The organism is Thalassolituus marinus (assembly GCF_020320395.1).
GTDB lineage: Bacteria > Pseudomonadota > Gammaproteobacteria > Pseudomonadales > Oceanobacteraceae > Venatoribacter > Venatoribacter marinus.
Map to the genome: position 1 here is coordinate 14297 of NZ_JAEDAH010000095.1, position 20511 is coordinate 34807.

At 52.5% G+C, this 20511-nt stretch carries 20 protein-coding genes; 14 read left to right on the forward strand and 6 right to left on the reverse strand.

Annotated features, from left to right (window positions below; genetic code table 11):
* Positions 1 to 444: 444 nt before the first annotated feature.
* Together I9W95_RS14895 and I9W95_RS14900 are read right to left on the reverse strand one after the other, a co-directional pair.
* Positions 445 to 1500 (reverse strand): AraC family transcriptional regulator, encoded by a 1056-nt coding sequence (locus tag I9W95_RS14895; RefSeq protein ID WP_225676287.1) that lies wholly within the window; start codon positions 1498 to 1500, stop codon positions 445 to 447.
* A 269-nt stretch (positions 1501 to 1769) separates the two neighbouring features.
* Positions 1770 to 2465: an outer membrane beta-barrel protein gene (locus tag I9W95_RS14900; RefSeq protein WP_225676288.1), complete on the reverse strand. Its 696-nt coding sequence runs from the start codon at positions 2463 to 2465 to the stop codon at positions 1770 to 1772.
* 288 nt (positions 2466 to 2753) lie between these two features.
* Here I9W95_RS14900 and I9W95_RS14905 point away from each other — a divergent pair, with 288 nt between their 5' ends.
* Entirely contained in the window at positions 2754 to 3167 is a 414-nt protein-coding gene (locus I9W95_RS14905) for a DUF7793 family protein (protein WP_225676290.1), read from the forward strand.
* A gap of 3 nt (positions 3168 to 3170) precedes the next feature.
* Here the strand turns inward: I9W95_RS14905 and I9W95_RS14910 are convergent, their stop codons facing one another.
* Positions 3171 to 4043: a MaoC/PaaZ C-terminal domain-containing protein gene (locus I9W95_RS14910; protein ID WP_225676292.1), complete on the reverse strand. Its 873-nt coding sequence runs from the start codon at positions 4041 to 4043 to the stop codon at positions 3171 to 3173.
* A 170-nt stretch (positions 4044 to 4213) separates the two neighbouring features.
* Here I9W95_RS14910 and I9W95_RS14915 point away from each other — a divergent pair, with 170 nt between their 5' ends.
* The 5 genes from I9W95_RS14915 to I9W95_RS14935 all read left to right on the forward strand — a co-directional run bounded on the left by I9W95_RS14915 (position 4214) and on the right by I9W95_RS14935 (position 7866).
* Entirely contained in the window at positions 4214 to 5242 is a 1029-nt protein-coding gene (locus I9W95_RS14915) for an AraC family transcriptional regulator (protein ID WP_225676294.1), read from the forward strand.
* A 132-nt stretch (positions 5243 to 5374) separates the two neighbouring features.
* Complete coding sequence (locus tag I9W95_RS14920) at positions 5375 to 5668, forward strand: hypothetical protein (RefSeq protein ID WP_225676296.1); 294 nt, start codon at positions 5375 to 5377, stop codon at positions 5666 to 5668.
* Between the two features lie 115 nt (positions 5669 to 5783).
* Positions 5784 to 6815, forward strand: a complete 1032-nt coding sequence (locus I9W95_RS14925; protein ID WP_225676299.1) for a DUF5610 domain-containing protein — start codon at positions 5784 to 5786, stop codon at positions 6813 to 6815.
* 60 nt (positions 6816 to 6875) lie between these two features.
* Positions 6876 to 7151: a glutaredoxin family protein gene (locus I9W95_RS14930; protein ID WP_225676301.1), complete on the forward strand. Its 276-nt coding sequence runs from the start codon at positions 6876 to 6878 to the stop codon at positions 7149 to 7151.
* 1 nt (position 7152) lies between these two features.
* Positions 7153 to 7866: a hypothetical protein gene (locus tag I9W95_RS14935; protein WP_225676303.1), complete on the forward strand. Its 714-nt coding sequence runs from the start codon at positions 7153 to 7155 to the stop codon at positions 7864 to 7866.
* 49 nt (positions 7867 to 7915) lie between these two features.
* Here I9W95_RS14935 and I9W95_RS14940 read toward each other — a convergent pair whose 3' ends face one another.
* Together I9W95_RS14940 and topA are read right to left on the reverse strand one after the other, a co-directional pair.
* Entirely contained in the window at positions 7916 to 8191 is a 276-nt protein-coding gene (locus I9W95_RS14940; protein ID WP_225676305.1) for a ComEA family DNA-binding protein, read from the reverse strand.
* Positions 8192 to 8298: 107 nt separating this feature from the next.
* Positions 8299 to 10935, reverse strand: coding sequence for a type I DNA topoisomerase (topA, locus tag I9W95_RS14945; protein WP_225676307.1), 2637 nt, complete (start codon positions 10933 to 10935; stop codon positions 8299 to 8301).
* Between the two features lie 201 nt (positions 10936 to 11136).
* On the opposite strand from topA, the gene I9W95_RS14950 reads away from it, so the two are divergent.
* Together I9W95_RS14950 and I9W95_RS14955 are read left to right on the forward strand one after the other, a co-directional pair.
* Positions 11137 to 11913, forward strand: coding sequence for a hypothetical protein (locus tag I9W95_RS14950; RefSeq protein ID WP_225676309.1), 777 nt, complete (start codon positions 11137 to 11139; stop codon positions 11911 to 11913).
* 212 nt (positions 11914 to 12125) lie between these two features.
* Positions 12126 to 13055: a 1-aminocyclopropane-1-carboxylate deaminase/D-cysteine desulfhydrase gene (locus I9W95_RS14955; protein ID WP_225676311.1), complete on the forward strand. Its 930-nt coding sequence runs from the start codon at positions 12126 to 12128 to the stop codon at positions 13053 to 13055.
* On the opposite strand, the gene I9W95_RS14960 is transcribed toward I9W95_RS14955, so the two are convergent.
* Positions 13046 to 13951, reverse strand: coding sequence for a DUF1853 family protein (locus I9W95_RS14960; RefSeq protein WP_225676313.1), 906 nt, complete (start codon positions 13949 to 13951; stop codon positions 13046 to 13048). The genes I9W95_RS14955 and I9W95_RS14960 overlap by 10 nt on opposite strands.
* Before the next feature lie 75 nt (positions 13952 to 14026).
* Here I9W95_RS14960 and I9W95_RS14965 point away from each other — a divergent pair, with 75 nt between their 5' ends.
* Genes I9W95_RS14965 through pepN form a run of 6 tightly spaced genes read left to right on the forward strand, consistent with a single transcriptional unit; the run spans position 14027 to position 20485 of the window.
* A complete protein-coding gene (locus I9W95_RS14965) occupies positions 14027 to 14911 on the forward strand; it encodes an NAD(+) kinase (protein WP_225676315.1) in 885 nt (294 codons plus the stop codon).
* 2 nt (positions 14912 to 14913) lie between these two features.
* Positions 14914 to 15870 (forward strand): metallophosphoesterase, encoded by a 957-nt coding sequence (locus I9W95_RS14970; RefSeq protein WP_225676316.1) that lies wholly within the window; start codon positions 14914 to 14916, stop codon positions 15868 to 15870.
* Between the two features lie 6 nt (positions 15871 to 15876).
* Positions 15877 to 16731 (forward strand): rhomboid family intramembrane serine protease, encoded by an 855-nt coding sequence (locus tag I9W95_RS14975; RefSeq protein WP_225676318.1) that lies wholly within the window; start codon positions 15877 to 15879, stop codon positions 16729 to 16731.
* The gene (locus I9W95_RS14980; protein WP_225676320.1) at positions 16721 to 16975 is read left to right on the forward strand and encodes a YeaC family protein; all 255 of its coding nucleotides are present in this window, start codon (positions 16721 to 16723) and stop codon (positions 16973 to 16975) included. The genes I9W95_RS14975 and I9W95_RS14980 overlap by 11 nt, the downstream gene beginning before the upstream one ends.
* 4 nt (positions 16976 to 16979) lie before the next feature.
* Positions 16980 to 17828, forward strand: coding sequence for a DUF2797 domain-containing protein (locus I9W95_RS14985; RefSeq protein ID WP_225676322.1), 849 nt, complete (start codon positions 16980 to 16982; stop codon positions 17826 to 17828).
* Between the two features lie 32 nt (positions 17829 to 17860).
* A complete protein-coding gene (pepN, locus tag I9W95_RS14990; protein ID WP_225676324.1) occupies positions 17861 to 20485 on the forward strand; it encodes an aminopeptidase N in 2625 nt (874 codons plus the stop codon).
* Positions 20486 to 20511 lie beyond the last annotated feature (26 nt).

A 20511-nucleotide genomic window follows, 5' to 3' on the forward strand; every position in this document is an offset into this window, starting at 1 on the left:
GCCCCAGAGGCGCAGAAAACCGTCACCGCACTGCTGCTTTTCAGAGCAAGCAGCTGAACTGACATTTCATGTCTCAAACGCTGCTTCCTCTGGAATACGGCTGAGCGGATTGCTTAAACCGGCGATCGTGCGGCGCCAGACAACCAGATGATTCTGCGGCCTTCAGAGCAAAACCCTGCCCCGGAACGATACAAATGCTTGGTGTTTTAAAGTGTCGTTCCGGGGCGAATTGTTTTGCGTGCCGCATAATCATTGCAGTTGGCTGGATGAAGCCGGACGCGCCGAAAAGAGAGGATCGTAAGGAGATACCTCTCCTTGCGGGGCCAGGGGCTTGCCCCGGAAAGGCGTTTCAGATTGAAAAACAGCAGCTGAGGAATGCTGCAGTTTGGAGTGACATCCAGTCACTCCAAACTGTGGGACAGCAGTGGGCATAAGCCGCTTTTTTTATCCGTTCACCGCAATGGCTGCCGGGGCAGAGCGGTTCGCCTGGCGGTATTGCGCAGGGGAAAGATTCAGTTCTTTAATAAAAATCCGATCTAAGGTTCGTCGTCCTGATAAACCGATAGTTAAGGCGATCTGTTCGATGCTGTCATCCGTAGTGATCAGCAATTGCTTGGCTGTGTCCAGACGTACGCTGGTAACAATCTGCTTGAGCGAAGTTTGTTCACGGTTCAGATGGCGGTTCAGTGTGCGTGCACTGATGTGAAAGTAATCTGCAACTTCCTGCTGATTAGCATTCAGGCGAATTTTATCCTGCATAAAGGCTTTACGGATGCGTTCCGCCAGAGAGCCTGAGCGAGCCAGCTTACGATACTGCTCTTCAACCTCGCGTTTCATCATATTCAGAATATGCGGGTTGGTATTGTGCAGGCCTTCATCCAGCCATCGTGCCTGAAACTGCACTGAACACTCATCAGAGTTGAACTGAATATCCGTTGACCATAATTCTTCGTAGCGCGCGGAATAACGTGGCGCAGGAAAAGGAAGGGATACCGAGCTGATTTTCATGTCATTGCCGCACAGCTGTTTTATCCAGCTCAGCAATGTACTTATTACCAGCTCTGAACGTCGGCGCTGAGCAGCCAGAAATGAATCGGATTCAACAGGCAGTTTCACTTTAATAATGTTGTCGCGTGTGCGGGTGATCTGCAGCTCGAGGTTGTCGCTCAGCAGTGATGAAAACTTTTCCAGATAATACAGAGCTTCACGCAGGGTGTTGCAGCACAGGAACAGGTGCTGCAGCTGGCAGCTGCCGTGTACGCTGAATTTGTTGGGCGCCTGAACGCACACTGCATCGTTTCCTGACTGGTCAATCATCAGACTGATGAGCTCGTCGGCATCGCTGGCAGCGATACGACTGTCAGGGTCTTTCAGTTGCTTCAGGATTCTCTGAACAGCATTGTTACTGTTGTCTGGCAGCTGATCGAAGAAAGCAGGACCTGCGGCTTCGAGTAGCGGTCTGACCAGAGCAGTCGAAAGGTAACCATGTTCCGTGTTCATAGGCATCCAAAGGAATAATTTTTCTTGTTAAACAATACCTAACAGCAAGTGCTGTGCCATTAGCATCCGGGTAATAAAACCGGCATTTATGGTAACTGTGTGTGACCAAATTTGTCACGTGTTACTTTGGGTAACACTTTAGTGGGAATTTTCGACACAGATCGTCAGGAATGGTTCCTGAGAAGGTTTGAATTGGTCAATCAGTGAAAAGATGTGGCCTGAAAGCACTTCATAGGGCCGGAATACCCTGTGAAGTGCTTATGGATTGTTCAGAATTCGTACTGAGCGCCGATCGTTACCAGCTGGAAGCGGGCGCGCTCAAACTCGGCACTGTCGAGGGGGGTGGTTTCCAGTTCGGCACGAACCGCCAGGTCGGGCATTACGCGCCAGATGAATCCACCACCTGAGATCTGATCCACTGCGGATGTCTGACGGGTCTTAACCGTACGCTTGCTGGTGGTTCCGTCCTGGAAGGCTTTTACTTCAATCACATCGTAATCAGCCCACCACAGGTTAGCGCCGGTTTTCAGAAAGAAATCGATGTCGTCTGACAGTGGGATACGGTAGCGGAATGTAATCAGGAAGCCTTGTGGGTGTGCACTGGAGAAGCCAGTATAGGTTGCCACCGATTGCTCTGAGTCGGTAGCTGCAGAACGGCTCACGCTGCCATGGCTGGTACCACTGAAAGTCGGAGCTGTCTCATCGTCTGCATCGGTGAAATCAGCAACAGGGTCGTTGTAGCTGGCGGTGCCCATATCGAGCAATCCGAACTCCAGTGAGACACGGCTGGTGATATTGGGGCCGAAGTGAATTTTGAAGGCGTTGCCAAAGTCGTCCATATCCCGTGAGTCAGTGATACCTGCCTGGAGTGAAACAAATCCACCTTCGGCGTGGGCATTGTATGCGGGAAGACAGGCAAGAGTTGCCAGCAGCGGTAAAGCGCAACGTCGGGCAAGAGAAAGCATAGCGATGTTATCCGGATTTATTGTTCTTGTGATTGGGATGGGCAAACAGGCCCCGGTCCGTTGCTGGCATGATACCAGTCCCTGCCAATGAGGAAAGTTCTCTTTCCGCTCATGGTGCCTGGCAACCTTAAGCAGAGTGAGATTTGGCCTGTCGGGTCATAATTTTTCAACTTTACAGTTGAATCCTGATTAATCCCCTATTCTTAGTACTAAGTAATTACTCAGTACTTTATTTTCCGGGGAGTTTGCTATCTTTTATGAAAATCACTTCTATTAAACAGCTTTGATATGACGATTCGAGGCATCGATACCACTCCGGCCCCGCGTACCTGGCTGGGCAGTAATGGCATCATTTATCACGATTTGTCCGGGTTCAGTCATCTGACGCTGGAGATGGTGGATGCACTGCATCGTGGTCACCTGAGGGTCGCTGGTAATGACAGTCGCGCTATTCTGATACTTGCCGACGGTGTACTGACTATTGATTTTGAAGTGCAGCTGTTTGCCTCTCATCCCCGGATTCTGTCGAGCGTCAGTTCACTGGCTATCGTCGGTTCGTCTTTTATGCTCCGTCACCTGTCTTCAATGTTTCTCAGTTACCATCGTCCGGCTTACCCGGTGGAAGTGTTTGATACCCGTGAAGAGGCTGAGGCCTGGTTACTCGGTAGCGAAGAAACCAGGCAGGGTGATATTCATTCCTGACGATCAGTCGGGGCGACTGATACGACCGCGCACATGTGTTTTCTCTCCGGAAGCGTTGCGTAACTCGAACGACATTCCGTCGGCGTTCATATCGGAAAAACAAAGATCAACTTTTGCTGGCAGAAATACCGGTAGCTTGAACTCTGTTGTCAGTTCACAGCAGCCATCGCGGAAACGACCTGCCAGTGCTGCGGCTATACGTGCTTTGCTCCACATGCCGTGGGCGATATGGCGCTTAAAGCCAAACAGTCTGGCACTCAGTGGATACAGGTGAATCGGGTTTGAATCGCCGGATACACGGGCATACTGGCGTCCCAGAGACGAAGGCAGAGACCAGCTTTCTTTATGAGCGAAAGAGGCCGCTTCGCGTACAGCGCGTGGCCCTTTGCTACCCGTTGAGGATTGCCTGAACAGATTGGTGCTGACTGAAGTCCAGATAATTTCGCCGCCACTGCTGATCTGAGTAACGATATCGAATTCAATGCCTTTGTCTGTGCTGCGTGCCTCACCCAGAAGACAGCGAACGCATAAGGTTTCGTCTTTGCGGATATGGCGCATCTGGGTAATGGTATTGCTGATGTGTACCAGACCCATCACCGGGTATGGAAATGCTTTGTGCAGCATAAGTTCCATGTGCAGAGGGAAGGCGAGAATATGAGGGTAAGTCAGAGGCAGGTGCTCGGCATTCGGATCAAATCCGCAGACACGAGCATAGGCTTTTACATCGGAAGCCGATGCTTTGACGTTAACCAGCAAGGCTTCAAGTGGTGGCAGCTCGTTGTTGCGGGTGTTATTTCCCCGTGCGACCAGCGCACGGGCATATTGCCCGATGGTGCCCGGGGCGGTGCTGAACTGCATCGAGAGAGCCTGAGACATACCTGAGTCCTTTTTATTCTTTCTGGTGAGATGATCGCAGTATAGAGATGGCTTCAGGCGGGCCATTGGCATGGGCTACCGGGACTGGCGTCAGTTCGGTCAATGAGGACTTGCAGCGACTGATGTATCTGGCAGAATTCAGATCAAGTCATTTGGAAATTCAATAACTTATGTCTGGCGGAATCTCTGAGCTGCGTGACTCTGGTGTCATGATACAACTCGCCCATCAGGCCATGCTGAGCATGGGCCTGGATGTCGGGACGGTATTTCAGCGTCTTGGGGTTACGCCGGAACTGCTGGCTGACCGGAACGCACGGACACCTCATGCCGCGCAGGTGATTTTCTGGCAGGTGCTGGAAGAAGTTAGTGGCGACCCGGATATCGGTCTGCATCTGGGTGAGCATATGCCTGTATATAAGGGACAGGTACTGCAATATCTGTTTCTCTCCAGTCCAACCTTTGGCGACGGGCTTGAGCGGGTGCTGAACTATCAGCGCCTGCTTTCTGATGCATCGCAGGCCTCGGCAGGCTATGACGATCAGCATGCCTATATTGTTCTGGCACGCGCCAGCGACGAGACCGGCCCTTTACGTCATCTGAACGAATGCATGATGCTGGGTCTGATAAGCTTCTTCCGTTACGTTACCGACAATGCCTTCGCACCAGCCGCCATTCACTTTAACCATGAGGCGCCAGAAGATATTTCCGGTTTTGCCAGGGTGTTTGATTGTCCTGTGCTGTTTTCGCAGAGTGACAATCGGATTATTTTCAGCCGTCAGCTGCTTGATCTGCCGTCCTCTCATGCGGAACCTGAATTGCTGCATTTGCACGAAAAGCTGGCTAGTGAGCATGTGGCCAAGCTGGAGCGCCAGGACATCGTGACTCAGGTGAATCGGGTGTTTGGTGAAATTCTCGAGACAGCGCCCGTTAGTCTGGAAGAAATTGCTGAGCGACTGGGCATTAAGGCACGCACTCTGCGTTCTCGCCTGAGTGATGCAGGCACGAGCTTTAATCAGTTGCTGGCGGAGTATCGCTGCAATCTGGCAAAACGGCTGCTGGCGGGCACGGACGAAAGCATCGACGAAATTGTCTATCTCACCGGGTTTTCTGAGCCCAGTACGTTTTATCGTGCTTTCAAGCGCTGGACTGGCCAGACACCGGTCGAATACCGTAATTCAAGAAAGCCAACGGATAGTTGAGTTTAATTGATTCAAACGCATTTTTTAATGACCATTGTTTCTTAAAGTTCATTAAAGTGTTTAAAAATTAACCTTTTTCTTCGTCGTCAATGCAGTCATTGTAGTTTCAACAACTCAATGGGAGGCTCTGCTATGCATTCATCGCAACGTCATAAACTGTCACTTATCCACCCTCTGGTCGATCATCTTCTGCAGCAGCAGGATATTGGTGAATGGCGTACGGCCCTTGTTCAGTCGGGTGTTATGACTCGAGAAGAGGTCATTGCTCTGGATTCGAACGCGTTACAGGCGGCTTATAAAACACTGGTGACGATGAAGCTCCTGCATCAGGATGCAGATAACATCCTCAATGAAATCGAGCGGCACCAGGTCAGCTGGAAGCTGGATATGGGAGAGGATTATCGCCAGGGCGCTATATGTTACTGATAATCAAGTAATATCAACGTCTTACGTGCCGGGCAATTGCCCGGTATTTTTTTCTAAAGTTTCCCTTAAGGCTGCCGTTACAGCGGGTAACAAGAGAAAATCCAAGGAGGCCGAGATGAGCATTACATTGCCACCGAGCCTGTTTACAAGAAGCCGCTATCCTGCCGACGGCCAGCAGTCGGTAAACCAGTCCGCTAATCGCGCTGCCGATGATGATGCTGCTGTTTCGAAGAGTTCAGATGACGCGACCTCCGGTATCGTCAGATTGGGGAGTCGTCAGTCTGCCGAAGATACTGCTGCCGCAATTCTGGGCCATGTTCGCAATGGCCTGTCAGAGCTGCGTAGTCAGGGCGCCAGTGACGAACGCCTGCAGCAGCGTCTGGATGCTGCCCGTGAAGGTATTGAGCGCGGTTATAAAGAAGCGACAGCCATGCTCAAGGATATGGGTATGCTGGATGATGAGCTGCAGACTAATATCGATAACAGCCGCAGTATGGTTGATCAGGGTCTCAGTGATATGGAAAGTAATCTTGCCTCACTGGATGGTGGGATTATGTCTTCCCGAACCTTCATCTCCGCCGGGAATGCAATGTCTCTGCAAGTGATGACCCGCGACGGAGATCGCGTAACGGTGAACTTTGCGCAGAGTTCTGCGCTGTCCGCTGCGCAGGGGGATGGCTATGCCGCCATGCGTTCCAGTTCCCGTCAGGGCTGGCAGATGCAGGTGAGTGGTACTCTGAGTGCGGAAGAAAAGCAGGCTCTGGAAAATCTCTTTAATGATGTTCAGGCTCTGAGCGAGCAGTTTTTCGCCGGTGATATCGGAGCGGCGCTGGAAGATGCAATGAATCTGGGAATGGACGGCTCACAGCTGGCGGCGATGAGTCTGAGCCTGACACAGAAATCTGTGTCCTCGGTTACAACGGGCTATGCCAAACCGACCGTTGAGTTACCGACACCTGAGCTGGAAGCATTGAAAGCTCCACTCGCTTATTACGCTGAGCGCTATATCAAAGCGCTGGATGACGCCAGTGCGCTGCAGCAGCCAAAGGATGTATTCCGCGACATGGTTCATCAGTTATTGCCGGAAGAACCAAGGCTTAAAGCCTGGGATTTCTTTCATGAAGGGCTGAATAAACTGGTGAGCTGATTTGGTGTGCCTTCGTGCTGAGGCTATACTCTTGGCAGTTTACTGTTAAAAGGGATAGTCATGGCACTTGTACTTCTGGGCACAGAAGCCTGCCATTTGTGTGAGTCGGCTCAACAGATAATTATTAATCTGGCAGGGCAGATTCCCCATGACGTTTTCGTCGAGGATATCGCGGAATCTGAGTCGGCAGTAGAACAATACGGACTGCGAATTCCTGTGCTGAAAGACGAAGCCTCAGGTGCTGAGCTTGACTGGCCTTTTTCTGAGCAGGACGTCCTGAACTTTCTTCACCAGCTTCCGGTGAACACTCCTCCAGTATCTGAACAAGGAATCTGACATGCGTATTTTTGCTGTAATGCTGATGGCATCCATGGCTGCGTTGCAGGGTTGCTCCAGTAGCCCACTGTCAAAAACCGGTGAAGCGGTTTATTACGCTTTGCAAACTGAAACTACGCTGCGCGCCTGGGTAGACGCCTGTGACGATCTGAGTGCGGAAACGCGTCAGGCGGCATATACAGCGAAACAAAACTGGTGGAAACGTAACGGCGCATTCGTTGAAAGCGCAGACTATGGCCTGGGCTATGACATTATTTATGTTACTGAAGAGCGTGCGGAAACCGGTGCTCGTCTGGCGATGGCACTGACCTGGCAGGTAGTTGAAACGGCTGAAAAAGAAGTGAACTCTTTGTTGGCTGATGCTGGAAATCGTGAAGATCTGTGTCTGCGAGTTCTGGGTCAGTACAACAAGGGTGATAAGGACCTGCATGGTAATGACGAGTTATATAACTCACTCGTTGGCCTGCAGCGCCGAGCTGAGCGCGATGGGAAAGATCTGGAGATGAAGCGTGCCTCAGTACAGGCTAAAACCGGCAAGGTATTTGGCCGCTCGTTCTACGTGGTCGAAAAAATGGCTAAGCGAAATGGCTGTCCTGGTGCCGAAGTACAGTTGCTGAAAAATGCCTGGCCGCACGAAGTGTATGATGCTAAATGTCCGGATGGCAGCTATCTGCTGGTGCGTTGCGAGTGGGGTAACTGCCTGGTTACGGACTGACAACTGTCTTTCGTAAGAAAAAAGAGCCGCTATTGCGGCTCTTTTTTTATCACTCAACAGCAATCAAGGCGCGGTTTTTCTCAAGAATCGACTGGCCAATGCCACGAACATTGGTTAGTTCCTCGATGCTTGAAAACTGCCCATGCTCAGTACGGTAGCGCACAATCGCTTCGGCTTTCGCTTTACCTATACCTTCCAGTTGGGCGAGCTGCTCAGCATTGGCTGTATTCAGAGATATTCTGGTTGTCTCCGCCGGTTCAGCCGAGAATGTGCTGGCTGCAAACAACATTGCAGTTGAACAGAACAGTGTTTTAATCCATTGCATAACTTAACTCCTTGTTAATGGGTCAGTTAAGTTAGCAACAGAGTACAGAAGGGATAATCCGCGAAAAGTCCGATATTCTGTAACGGAATTTCGCGGATTTTTCGCGTTTATTTCTTACGCGATGCTTTCTCTTCCTCAACCCATTTTCCGTCGCGGAAATAGGCTGACCAGCCCGTCGCTTTGCCTTCATGTTCAGTCATTACATACTGTTCTTTGGTTTTGCGACTGTAACGGATAATACTTGGATTTCCGTCTTTATCCTGACGTGGTGCATCAAGCAGGAAGTGATACTTCTCAGGGAGTACGGCCTGATAAGGTAACAGCTCGCTAACCAGCGGTGCCCGTGTCTCACGCTTACGTGGGAACTGGCTGGCGGCGAGGAAAAGTCCCGTTGCTCCGTCGCGTAATACATAGGTGTCTTCCACCTTCTGACACTGCAGCTCCGGCATAGGAATCGGGTCCATTTTCGGCGGTGCAGCTTCACCACTCTTCAGCAATTTGCGTGTGTTTTTACACTCACTGTTGGTACAGCCAAAGTATTTACCGAAGCGACCGGATTTCAGCTGCATTTCGCTGCCACAACGATCACACTCAAGGGTCGGGCCATCATAGCCTTTGATCTTGAAGGAACCGGTTTCTACTTCGAAGCCCGAGCAATCCGGGTTGTTACCGCAAATGTGTACCTTGCGGGTTTCGTCCAGCAGGTAACTTTCCATGGCGGCGTCGCAAATTTTGCAACGGCGCTTATCCATGAGGCGACGGCTTTCTGCTTCTTCATCTTCATCAGCGGAAATGGCTTCGTCGCCCGCCACCAGATTAAGGGTCTGAGTACAGCGTTCTTTTGGTGGCAGGCTGTAGCCTGAACAGCCGAGGAATACACCGGTAGTACCCGTCCGAATCTGCATATCGCGACCACAGGTCGGGCAGGGGATATCGGTATTCACCGGGTCATTCGGACGCATACCATTTTCGCTTTCAGCGATTTCAAGCTTGCCGCGGAAACCACTGTAGAACTGGTCGAGTACATTGGTCCAGTTGTCGTCACCGTCCGCAATGTGGTCGAGTTTTTCTTCCATATTGGCGGTGAAACTGTAGTCCATCAGGTCATCGAAGTTTTCCACCAGGCGGCTGGTAACGATGTCACCCATTTTTTCTGCATAGAAACGGCGACCCTTCAGGCTGACGTATCCGCGCTCCTGAATAGTGGAAATGATCGATGCGTAGGTGGATGGACGACCAATGCCGCGCTTTTCAAGTTCTTTTACCAGTGCCGCTTCTGAGAAGCGAGGTGCTGGTTTGGTGAAGTGCTGTTTCGGCAGTAGTTCATTCAGGGTGAGGGTTTCACCTTCGTTTACATCTGGCAGAAGAACATCATCGTCCCCTTTGCCCATTGGCGGCAGTACGCGTATATGACCGTCAAAACGCATGACACGACCACGGGTACGCAGCTCGAAGTCTCCGGCGCTGACGGTGATACTGCTGCTGGTAAAGCGCGCATCGCTCATCTGACAGGCTACAAAGCGGCGCCAGATCAGGTCGTAAAGACGTTGTGCATCCGGTTCCATCGCACTCAGATCAGAGGCTTTCTGATTCACGTCGGATGGGCGGATTGCTTCGTGCGCTTCCTGAGCGCCTTCTTTCGAGCTGTACTGGCGTGGATCTGATGGCAGATATTCTTCACCATACTGGCCGCCGATAAACTGGCGTGCAGCCTCGACTGCTTCCTGGCTCAGGTTGGTCGAGTCAGTACGCATGTAGGTAATGTAACCAGCTTCATACAGACGCTGCGCAAGTGTCATGGTCTTCTTAACACTGAAACCCAGTCGGGTGCTGGCAGCCTGTTGCAGTGTCGACGTAATAAACGGAGCTGCAGGCTTGGAGCTGGTTGGTTTATCTTCACGTTTACTGACAACGAAAGGCTGCTGGCGCAACAGATCCAGTGCGGATGTCGTATCCAGTTCGTTGGTCGGGCGGAATTCTTCTCCCTTCTGGCGGGTAACCTGCAGCTTCAGATCAGACCCGCTGGCGGTTTCTACCTGAGCGAACGCTTCCCAGTACTCTTCAGGAATAAATGCGCGGATTTCGCGCTCACGCTCGACGATCAGTCGCACCGCAACAGACTGAACCCGGCCTGCTGACAGGCCTCGGGCAACTTTTGCCCACAGCAGCGGCGACACCATGAAACCAACGACGCGGTCGAGGAATCGGCGGGCCTGCTGGGCATTGACGCGATTCATGTTCAGTTCAGACGGGCTGTCGAAGGCGCTCTGAATCGCTTTCTTGGTAATTTCGTTGAACACTACCCGACGGTAGTCTTTTTTCTTGTCGCCGATAATTTCCCGCAGGTGCCATGCAATGGCTTCCCCTTCGCGGTCCAAATCCGTCGCGAGATAGATGTGGTCAGCATCTTTGGCCAGGCGCTTGAGCTCCTCAACCACTTTTTCTTTACCCGGCAGCACCTGATATTCAGCTTTCCAGCCATGCTCAGGATCAACACCCATGCGGGCGATGAGCTGGTCATGCGCTTTCTTCTTTTTATAGATGGCCTTTTCGTCAGGCGACATCTTTCGGGTCAGCGCTGCCTGCTTGGCGCGCTCTTTCGGATCGCTCTTCTGACCAGAACCTGAGGTGGGCAGATCACGGACATGACCCACACTGGACTTAACAATGAAGTCCTTCCCGAGGTATTTGTTGATGGTCTTAGCCTTGGCAGGCGACTCCACAATAACCAGCGATTTGCCCATGATCCTTGAAATAACCCTTGTCTGTTGATGTTGCCAGGCGGTGTAAAGGCGACACTTTAAAGGCACACCCGGGGGGGTGGTCAAGCCTGTGTGGTGCAGCGGCTTCCGGCAAACTGATAAAAAATAGCTAAACTTGTACCAACAATAGAGCATTTCTGCTCTTTATTCAGAAATAGCACAAATTCAGGAGTCAGGTTATCTATGTCGGCCATCGGACTGGTAATTGCCATTGCTATTCCCGTTGCCCTGGTACTGTTCGGGCTGGTCATTGTTGGCCGCCGTCAGCAGGTAAAAGATGAGCAGAAAAGCCAGGCCCGATTAGTGCGCCGTAGTGCTGATGATCTGCTTGAGGCCCTGGAATTCCTGATTGTGGTGGATAACCACAAGGAGATTCAGCTGGTCGTTCTGGAACGGGTGGAGCACTTGTATGCGCTTTATAAAGAAGCGCTGCCAAAAGGCGATGAGAAAGCTGAACAAGCGCTTTTTGATCCGGCACCATACCGTCAGAAAATCGAGGCGGGACGGGGTAATCGTCGGGTTATGAAGAGCGATCGAGAACTGAGACTGGCCCGTCGCCACTTCGGCCTGGTGATTAAGGTGTTGTCAGGTTTGGCGAAAAAGCGGGTGATTTCAGAGACTGCAATGCTCGAATACCGACGCTACCTGCGGCTGACGTTGATGGAGAAGGAAGTGGATACCTACACCGCACAAGGGGATGTCGCCGCCGGACGTGGTGATGTGGTGACGGCAGGAAGCTACTACAAAGCGGCCAAAAAACTGCTGATTGAGTTTGATCTGCAGTACCCGGAGAAAAATGAAAAGATCCGGGCTCTGTCCAAGCGCAGCGCATCGCTCTACAACGGCGGGAAAGAGCACGAAGAAGCAAGTCTCGCCAAGGCCCTGGCCAAAGAAGAAGTCAAAGAAGAAAGTAATGAGTTTGGCATACCTAACAACCCCAACGAAAAGCGGCGTTACTAAGGCTTGTCAACTTAAAGGAATCCGGGCTCTGCCCGAGGATACAGCAGAACATCCTCAGCCTGCGTTGCTATTCTCTCGCTTGTCTGAGGGTTCCTCTGGGCTGGTTACAGGCCTGTTTTATCTGGGCTGACAGGTTCTGCCTTCGTCTGACTGGTAGTTTGTTCTCTTCTCCGGCTGTTTTACGATACACACTCTCATTCTGAGGAGAGTGCATGTCCCCCGATTCTCTTTGGCCGGCTGACGGCCTGCCTGATCTCTCTGAACCGCCGGTGACTGCAGTTGATTTTGCCGGTGCGGAAGTGTCTGTGCTGCGACTGGATGCCGTCCATCCACTGCTCAGCGGAAACAAACTCTACAAACTACTCGGGCACCTGCAGGCGTTCAGGCGCTCAGGACGAAGTCGTTTACTGAGTTTTGGTGGCGCCTATTCCAATCATTTGCATGCACTGACAGCACTGGTCAGGCAGTTGAGCATCCCGGTTGTTCTGATGGTTCGGGGATACGAGCAAACGCCGCGCAGCCCGACGCTGGAGGACTGTAAATCCTGGGGGGGCAGGCTTATTTTCTGCGATCGGCAGAGCTATAACCGTCGTTATGATTCGCACTGGCAGCAACAGCTGGCTGAAGAGCATGATGCCTGGGTCATTCCGGAAGGTGGGGCTGGAGCAGAGGGAGAAGTGGGCTGTCAGCTGCTCGCTCCTCTGGTTAAGGGTTACGACGAAGTCTGGCTGGCAACTGGCAGTGGTACGACAGCTCTGGGGCTGGCCAGGGCGTTGGCAGCAAGGCAATGGTCAGGCTCGCTGGTTGGCGTAAATGCCGTTGCTGATCAGGGCGAACTGGCGCGCCGCTGGTCTGCAGAGATGCCGGCGAATTTCAGCTGGCGTCTGATTGATGATGCCCACGGCGGCGCCTTTGCGCGTATTACCCCGGAACTCAGGCAGCTGATTGCGGAATGGGACAGGCGTGGTATCCCGCTTGAGCCCGTGTATACGGCAAAAATGATGCTGGCTTTTCAACGTGAACTGGCAGGTGTCGGCCTGGAGGGAAAGCGCATCATGTTGATTCACACGGGTGGTCTGCAGGGACGTCGCGGTTACGACCTCGATGATGTCGCTGCCTCCGGTGCTGGGGATCAGTTCTGAGGTTTGGCCTGTAAGCGCTGATGTACGCCTTCATCCGGCCACTGTGGCGGCATAATCATCCAGCGCTGTTGTTCAGCAAGACCGTAAGGGCCTGCACACAGCCTGACCGCACACAGAGGGTAGCTGAGGTCGGCAAAGTGGCGTTCGGCGTAGTTGATCAGGGTGCGGCGATCGACCGCAGTGGCCAGCAGTGCAGGGCTCATCCACTGATCTTTGGCAAGCAGGCTCCATTCGCCATCCGGCAGTAAAGCATTCAGTTGATGGCTGTAACACCAGTGTCCGCGCCAGTGTTGGGGATTAAGTTCGGCGGGTAAGCCGGAGGTTGATGGATCGGCTGCGCAGTAGAACAAACAGCCACGCATGATGGCGGTCGGTTGCAGTTGTTGCCAGCCGGACTGTTGCAGTTGCTGCTGTGCTTGCGGCACGGCTGACAGCTGAAGTTGCTGGTCACGGGTGTGGCCCAGTTTGCGATACAGGCGATCACGGCTGTTCGGCCCGATCCAGTCAGTGCCGCGTGCCAGATAAAATTTCAGGGCCAGTTCAGCATGCCATTGCTGATCCTTATGGCTTAGCAGCAGATCCAGCTCTCCCAGTGTTCGCTGTGCCGATGTGATCTGCAGATTGGACTGCAGCCTGTCGCACCACAGAGGCAGGCTTTGTTGCCAGAGTTGTTCGAACATGAGACCGAGGCGAGTGCTGTTAAATGCTGGCTTTGGCAGGTCGGCCACTGCTTGCCAGTATTCATTCATCAGGTCGTCATTCAGCCAGGGTAGCGTAACCGGGCTCCATTCAGTCTTCAGCAGGGCTGGGCCGAACAGGCTCCAGGCCCTGTCTCGCTGGTATTGGTGAGGGAGTGCGAATAACGGATGGTCAGCAGCAGGCGACGAAGGCAGCAAGCGTTTTAAACTCCTCTGTGGTATAAACTGAGCCAGCACCAGACCGCAAATTCACAAGGTTGGCAGTACGCAACGATGGAAGAATTCCGCAATATCGGCATTATCGGCCGTCTGAACAGTAACAAGGTCATTGAGACCATTAAACGCCTGTCGCGCTATCTTATTGAAGAAGGCTACCACGTTATTCTCGATGACCGAATCGCCGAGGTGATGCCGGGTCATGGCCTGCAGGTCAGTAAGACCAATCTGCTGGGTGAAATCTCAGATCTGGTGATAGTGGTCGGTGGTGATGGCAGTCTGCTTGGCGCAGCTCGCGCTCTGGCGAAGTACAACACGCCGGTATTGGGTATTAACCGTGGTCGTCTGGGCTTTCTGACGGATATTACACCGGATGACAGCATGCTCGACGAAGTTCAGGCGGTACTGGACGGTGAATACATCAGTGAAATCCGCTTTCTGCTGGATGCCGAAATCAAGCGTGACGGCAACCCGATTGCCACGGCGACTGCACTGAATGACGTGGTTCTGCACCCGGGAAAATCCACCCGTATGATCGCGTTTGATCTCTGGATTGAAGGACAGTATGTCTATCGTCAGCGTTCCGATGGCCTGATTGTTTCTACGCCAACCGGCTCTACTGCCTATTCTTTATCTGGTGGCGGCCCGATCATGCATCCTAAGCTGGATGCACTGGTACTGGTGCCTATGTTTCCGCACACCTTGTCCAGTCGCCCGATTGTGGTGGATGGCAAAAGTGAAATTAAGATCGTGATCGATCCTGATCAGGGGCTGTATCCAACCATCAGTTGTGATGGTCAGACCCATATTCCCTGTGCGCCGGGTGACAGCGTCACTATCCGTAAGAAGTCGCACAAACTGAAACTGATTCATCCCAAAGGGCATAATTTCTACGAAATCTGCCGCACAAAACTGGGTTGGAGCAGTCACTACGGGGATTAATTATGCACCAGGGCTATGATCTGATTGGTGATATCCACGGTTGTGGGCATACGCTGGTCGACCTGCTGGAGCAAATGGGCTACAGCAAAAAAAATGGGGTGTATCAGCATCCCAAACGCAAGGTCGTGTTTCTCGGTGATATTGTCGACCGTGGTCCGAATATCCGTATGTCCTGTCACATTGTGCGGGACATGGTCGATGGTGGGCATGCCGATATCGTCATGGGTAACCATGAGTACAATCTGGTTACCTATCTGACCGAAGCACCACCGGGCATGCGCCAGCCTTATCTGCGTCCGCATACCGCGCGTAACAATTTTATTATCGAACAGACTATCAGGCAGTTTGAGGATCATCCCCACGATCTGAATGATTTCCTGCGTTGGTTTGTCGATCTGCCGCTGTTCCTGGACTATGAGCATTTTCGCGTGGTTCACGCCTGCTGGGACCAGGCCATGATTGATGAATATCTCGCGCGCTATGGCTCCAACCATATTACGCGTGAAATGCTGCCGGAATCAGTGAATACCGAGTCGTTCCTGTATCGCTTCCTCGACCGGACATTGCGTGGCACCTCGCTGAAACTGCCGGGTGGACGTTCGATGACCGCCAAAGACGGAATGGTGAGGCAGTTTTTCCGCACCAAATTCTGGGAAGAAGCGCCGCAAAAATACGGCGATGTGGTTTTTCAGCCAGACCCGCTGCCGGACGATATTGAACACGGTCTGCTCAGTGAAGAAGAAAAAGAGCAGCTGTTGTTTTACGGACCAGATGAAAAGCCTCTGTTTATTGGCCACTACTGGATGCAAGGGTTACCTGCCCCCATTACACCCAATATCGCCTGTCTTGATTACAGTGCGGTTAAATACGGCCGTCTGTGCGCATATCGTATGGATACGGAACACCGCCTGCAGACCGGTAAGTTCACCTGGGTGCGGGTTGAAAAACACGAACGTTGATTACTGATGGCGCTGCTTGTTCTGGTGGCTCCTGCGGGAGCCGATCTCTCTCCTCTGACGCAACACCTGTGGGCTGAAAAAATTGCTCACCGGGTGGTTGAGCATCAGGGGGAGCAGATGTTGTATCTGGCGGATGAAGCCGATGAACCCCGGGTACGTGCTTTGTTCGATGAATGGCGCGAAGGTCAGCTGATTGCACCCGCGGTGGAAGCGTCACAACCTGTCTTTTTCCAGTTTTTGTTAAACGCTCTGGCAACCCCGCTGACTCTGGCTGGCCTGTTGCTGTTCATTGCTGTGTTTATCTGGATGCGAGTCTCAGACAGCTGGATCGTCTGGCTGACCATGGGGGCAGAGTACTGGCCAGATCAACGCTTCAGCATCGCTGCCTATAGCGCTATTGGCCTGTGGGATTTCTGGCGCCCGACGCTGCTGCATTTTTCTCTGTTGCATTTGCTGTTCAATGGCACCTGGTGGTGGGTTCTTGGCCGTCGGATTGAACAGTGCGATGGCCGGCTGGCAATGCTGGCCATTATTCTGCTGTGCGGACTGGCGGGCAACATTGCGCAGTGGTGGTACGCTGGGCCTGCTTTTGGTGGCGCCAGCGGTGTGACCATGGGCATGATGGCCTGGGTCGGGCTGCGCATGAAGCGGGTACCCTACGGATTACCGAAAGCACTGCTGCCGGTTATGGTGGCATGGCTGCTATTGGAGCTTACCGCGGACACCATGATTCCGGGGCTGACCTCCACTGCTCACGGTGCGCATATTGGTGGGCTGCTGGCGGGCTTTGCCATGGCAGCGTTGTGGCCCGCTGCAAAACAATATTCTACTGACTCAGAGAGAGCATCTGATGACACTTGAAGAACTGATTAAAGCAATGACCCCTGAAATTTATCAGAACATGCGCTCGGCTATTGAACTGGGCCGCTGGCCAGATGGTCGCAAGCTGGATGAAGAGCAACGCGCTTTGTGCATGGAAGCAGTGATCTATTACGAGCAGCTCAATGACCTGCCAGCCAGCGAGCGCGTTGGTTATATGGAAGATGCGTGCAAGTCGGAAGGCAAACACGGTGATGACGACGTACAGACCCTGACGATTCAGTGAGCAAATGATGTCTGGCAAAACACTGGCTGAGGGTCAGCTTAACAAGATGCGCATCACGCCGGTCAGTGGTGCTGATGTTCAGTACCATCTGGAATTGGGTGATTCGGCGGTCTGCATGAATGACCTGCTGGGCAAGCAGTTGCAACTGCAATGGGCGGGTTCGATCAACTGTACGCATTGCGGCAGAGCGACCAAGAAAAGTTTCTCTCAGGGCTACTGCTACCCGTGTTTTACCCGGCTGGCACAGTGTGACAGCTGTATGATGAGTCCGGAAAAGTGCCACTTTGCTGCCGGCACCTGTCGTGAGCCAGAGTGGGCCGAGCAGGTATGCTTCAGCGATCATATCGTGTATCTGGCCAATTCTTCTGGTCTGAAAGTTGGTATCACCCGTCATACTCAGGTGCCAACGCGCTGGCTGGATCAGGGCGCAGCACAGGCTTTGCCAATTGCCCGTGTGCGTAATCGCCGTTTATCTGGTCTGGTGGAAGATCTTCTGCGTCAGCAGGTGGCCGATAAAACTAACTGGCGCGCCCTGTTAAAAGGAAATGCTGTCCTCCTTGATCTGGAAGCTGAGCGTGACAAGTTGTTTGCTCAGTTCGCTCAACCACTGGCTGCGCTCGAGCAGCAGGAAGGGCCGGGTTCGGTGGAATTACTAAATAATGCTGCGGTGGTTGATTTCAGCTATCCAGTCAGTGAATATCCAAGCAAAATCAGCAGTCATAATCTGGATAAAAATCCGCTGGTCAGCGGTCGGCTACAGGGCCTGAAGGGACAGTATCTGATTCTCGACTCTGGCGTGATTAACCTGCGCAAATTTACCTCCTACCAGGTTTCCCTGGCCGTAATGGATTGATGCCTGCCTATCAGGCTTGATGGAGAATTTATATGAAAGACGCTCAACCGAAAGCGATTTACCTGAACGATTATCGTGAGCCCGACTTCCGGATCGATACCACGGAACTGACCTTCGCACTGGAAGAAGACAGTACGCTGGTATCGTCGAAACTGGTGATGCAGCGCAATCAGAACGCGGAAAATAATGCAGCACTGGTGCTCCATGGTCAGGAACTGGAACTGCTGTCGGTGAGCGTAGACGGCAAGCTGCTGGCGCCGGAACAATACGAGGTCGGTGAGGAAACACTCACTATTGCCACCTTGCCAGAGCGTTTTGTGCTGGAAATTCAGAACCGGATTTATCCGCATAAAAATACCGCGCTGGAAGGTCTTTACCGCTCCGGCGGTATGTATTGCACACAGTGTGAAGCGGAAGGTTTTCGTCGCATTACCTATTATCTGGACCGTCCGGACGTGATGTCAGTGTTTACCACGCACATTATTGCCGACGCTGAAAAATATCCGGTGATGTTGTCTAACGGTAACCTGATTGATGAACAGCAGCTGGACGGTAAACGTAAGGTTTCCTGGCACGATCCGCATAAAAAACCAGCGTATTTATTTGCTCTGGTTGCCGGTGATTTACTCTGTTCCAGCGACGAGTTCGTTACCATGTCTGGCCGCAAAGTGGATCTCAGGATTTTTGTTGAGCCACAGAATATCGACAAAACAGAGTATGCGCTGGATGCTCTGAAGCGCTCGATGCGCTGGGATGAAGAGGTATACGGTCGCGAATACGATCTCGATATTTTTATGATCGTTGCCGTAGACGACTTCAATATGGGTGCTATGGAAAATAAAGGGCTGAATATTTTCAACTCTTCCTGTGTGCTGGCGAACCCGGCAACGGCTACCGATGCAGCTTATCAGCGTATTGAAGCCATTGTTGCCCATGAATATTTCCATAACTGGTCCGGCAACCGGGTTACCTGTCGTGACTGGTTTCAGCTTAGCCTGAAAGAAGGCTTCACTGTTTTCCGTGATGCCAGCTTTTCTGCAGATATGCATTCAGCCACGGTTAAACGTATCGAAGATGCCAATATCATGCGCACGGTTCAGTTCGCTGAAGATGGGGGGCCGATGGCGCACCCGGTGCAGCCTGATTCATTTATCGAAATTTCCAACTTCTACACCGTTACCATCTACGAGAAAGGTGCTGAGGTGGTTGGCATGATCAGAAAAATTCTTGGTACGGAAGGCTTCCGTAAAGGTTCTGATCTGTACTTTGAACGTCATGATGGCCAGGCGGTGACGATTTATGATTTCGTCGCTGCGATGGAAGATGCCAACGGTGTCGACCTGACCTTGTTCAAGCGCTGGTACAAACAGGCGGGCACTCCCCGAGTAAGCGCTGAGTCGGTATATGATGCAGCGGCACAGACACTGACGCTGACATTGCGTCAGATGTGTCCGGATACGCCGGGGCAAACCGGTAAGCTGCCAATGTGGATCCCGGTTCAGCTCGGTCTGATCGGTGGTGACGGCCAGGATATGGCCGTCAATGTTGAGCCAGCGTCGGCCTGGACCGCGGATAGTCAGGTGTTGCATCTGACCGAAGCTGAGCAGACCTTTGTATTCCACGGCGTTACTGAACAGCCAGTGCTGTCTCTGTTCCGGGATTTTTCTGCGCCGGTTAAAGTGGAATGTGAACAGAGCAACGAAGAGCTGCTGTTCCTGCTGCAGAACGACAGCGATGGCTTCAATCGCTGGGATGCCGGTCAGCGTCTGATGCTGAACTGGATTCGTAGTGCAGCCGACAGTCAGTTCGAGCTGACTGACGACGCCCGCAACGCTTTTGCGTCGCTGTTAGCGGACGAGTCCCTCGATCCTGCGATGGTCAGTTATTTACTGACCTTACCGTCTGAGGCTTACATCGCAGAGTTTTCTGATGTGGTCGACCCGGCTGCTATTCACAAGGCACGCAAAGCGGTACAGCTGGCATTGGCAGAGTCGCTGCAGGCGGAATTCATCGCCTGTTATCAGCGCTTGCGGAGCGATGCTTCCTATCAGCCGGTGGCGGCAGACATGGCCGCGCGCTCGCTGAAAAACCTGGCTTTGAGCTATTGGGTCAAAGCTGATGCATCTGGGCTGCAACAAGCTGAACGTCAGTATACGGCGGCCGACAATATGACCGATCAGATGGCTGCTCTGGTGGCTACGGTAAACAGCGGTGATCGTGCGCAGGCGCAGACGTTACTGGATCGTTTCTATGCCCAGTGGTCAGGAGATGCACTGGTTGTGAATCAATGGCTGTCGGTGCAGGCTGGGTCTGCAGAAATGGGCACTGCGGATTATATTCGTAGTCTGTTACAGCATCCGGCCTTTGACTGGCGTAACCCGAATAAGGTGCGCTCAGTGATTGGCGCGTTTGCCAATCAGGCGCTGGTGCACTTTCACGCCACCGATGGCAGTGGCTATGAATTGCTGGCCGATGCGGTATTGCGCCTGAACGAAGCCAACCCTCAGATTGCTTCACGCCTGCTCGGGCCGCTGACCAAGTGGAAGCGTCTGGTACCGGCACAGTCGCAGCTGATGAAAGCCCAACTGGAACGCATTATGGCTCAGGGCAATCTGTCTAAAGACGTTTATGAGGTCGTTAGTAAGAGTTTGATTTGAGCATCGGGCCAAGATTCTTTATTCTT

Coding starts and splice junctions, on each gene's coding strand:
- I9W95_RS14915 (WP_225676294.1), top strand. CDS start 4,214: ATGTCTGGCGGAATCTCTGAGCTGCGTGACTCTGGTGTCATGATACAA.
- I9W95_RS14955 (WP_225676311.1), top strand. CDS start 12,126: ATGTCCCCCGATTCTCTTTGGCCGGCTGACGGCCTGCCTGATCTCTCT.
- pepN (WP_225676324.1), top strand. CDS start 17,861: ATGAAAGACGCTCAACCGAAAGCGATTTACCTGAACGATTATCGTGAG.
- I9W95_RS14965 (WP_225676315.1), top strand. CDS start 14,027: ATGGAAGAATTCCGCAATATCGGCATTATCGGCCGTCTGAACAGTAAC.
- I9W95_RS14895 (WP_225676287.1), bottom strand. CDS start 1,500: ATGAACACGGAACATGGTTACCTTTCGACTGCTCTGGTCAGACCGCTA.
- I9W95_RS14970 (WP_225676316.1), top strand. CDS start 14,914: ATGCACCAGGGCTATGATCTGATTGGTGATATCCACGGTTGTGGGCAT.
- I9W95_RS14985 (WP_225676322.1), top strand. CDS start 16,980: ATGATGTCTGGCAAAACACTGGCTGAGGGTCAGCTTAACAAGATGCGC.
- I9W95_RS14935 (WP_225676303.1), top strand. CDS start 7,153: ATGCGTATTTTTGCTGTAATGCTGATGGCATCCATGGCTGCGTTGCAG.
- I9W95_RS14920 (WP_225676296.1), top strand. CDS start 5,375: ATGCATTCATCGCAACGTCATAAACTGTCACTTATCCACCCTCTGGTC.
- I9W95_RS14975 (WP_225676318.1), top strand. CDS start 15,877: ATGGCGCTGCTTGTTCTGGTGGCTCCTGCGGGAGCCGATCTCTCTCCT.
- I9W95_RS14930 (WP_225676301.1), top strand. CDS start 6,876: ATGGCACTTGTACTTCTGGGCACAGAAGCCTGCCATTTGTGTGAGTCG.
- I9W95_RS14980 (WP_225676320.1), top strand. CDS start 16,721: ATGACACTTGAAGAACTGATTAAAGCAATGACCCCTGAAATTTATCAG.
- I9W95_RS14925 (WP_225676299.1), top strand. CDS start 5,784: ATGAGCATTACATTGCCACCGAGCCTGTTTACAAGAAGCCGCTATCCT.
- I9W95_RS14900 (WP_225676288.1), bottom strand. CDS start 2,465: ATGCTTTCTCTTGCCCGACGTTGCGCTTTACCGCTGCTGGCAACTCTT.
- topA (WP_225676307.1), bottom strand. CDS start 10,935: ATGGGCAAATCGCTGGTTATTGTGGAGTCGCCTGCCAAGGCTAAGACC.
- I9W95_RS14905 (WP_225676290.1), top strand. CDS start 2,754: ATGACGATTCGAGGCATCGATACCACTCCGGCCCCGCGTACCTGGCTG.
- I9W95_RS14950 (WP_225676309.1), top strand. CDS start 11,137: ATGTCGGCCATCGGACTGGTAATTGCCATTGCTATTCCCGTTGCCCTG.
- I9W95_RS14910 (WP_225676292.1), bottom strand. CDS start 4,043: ATGTCTCAGGCTCTCTCGATGCAGTTCAGCACCGCCCCGGGCACCATC.
- I9W95_RS14940 (WP_225676305.1), bottom strand. CDS start 8,191: ATGCAATGGATTAAAACACTGTTCTGTTCAACTGCAATGTTGTTTGCA.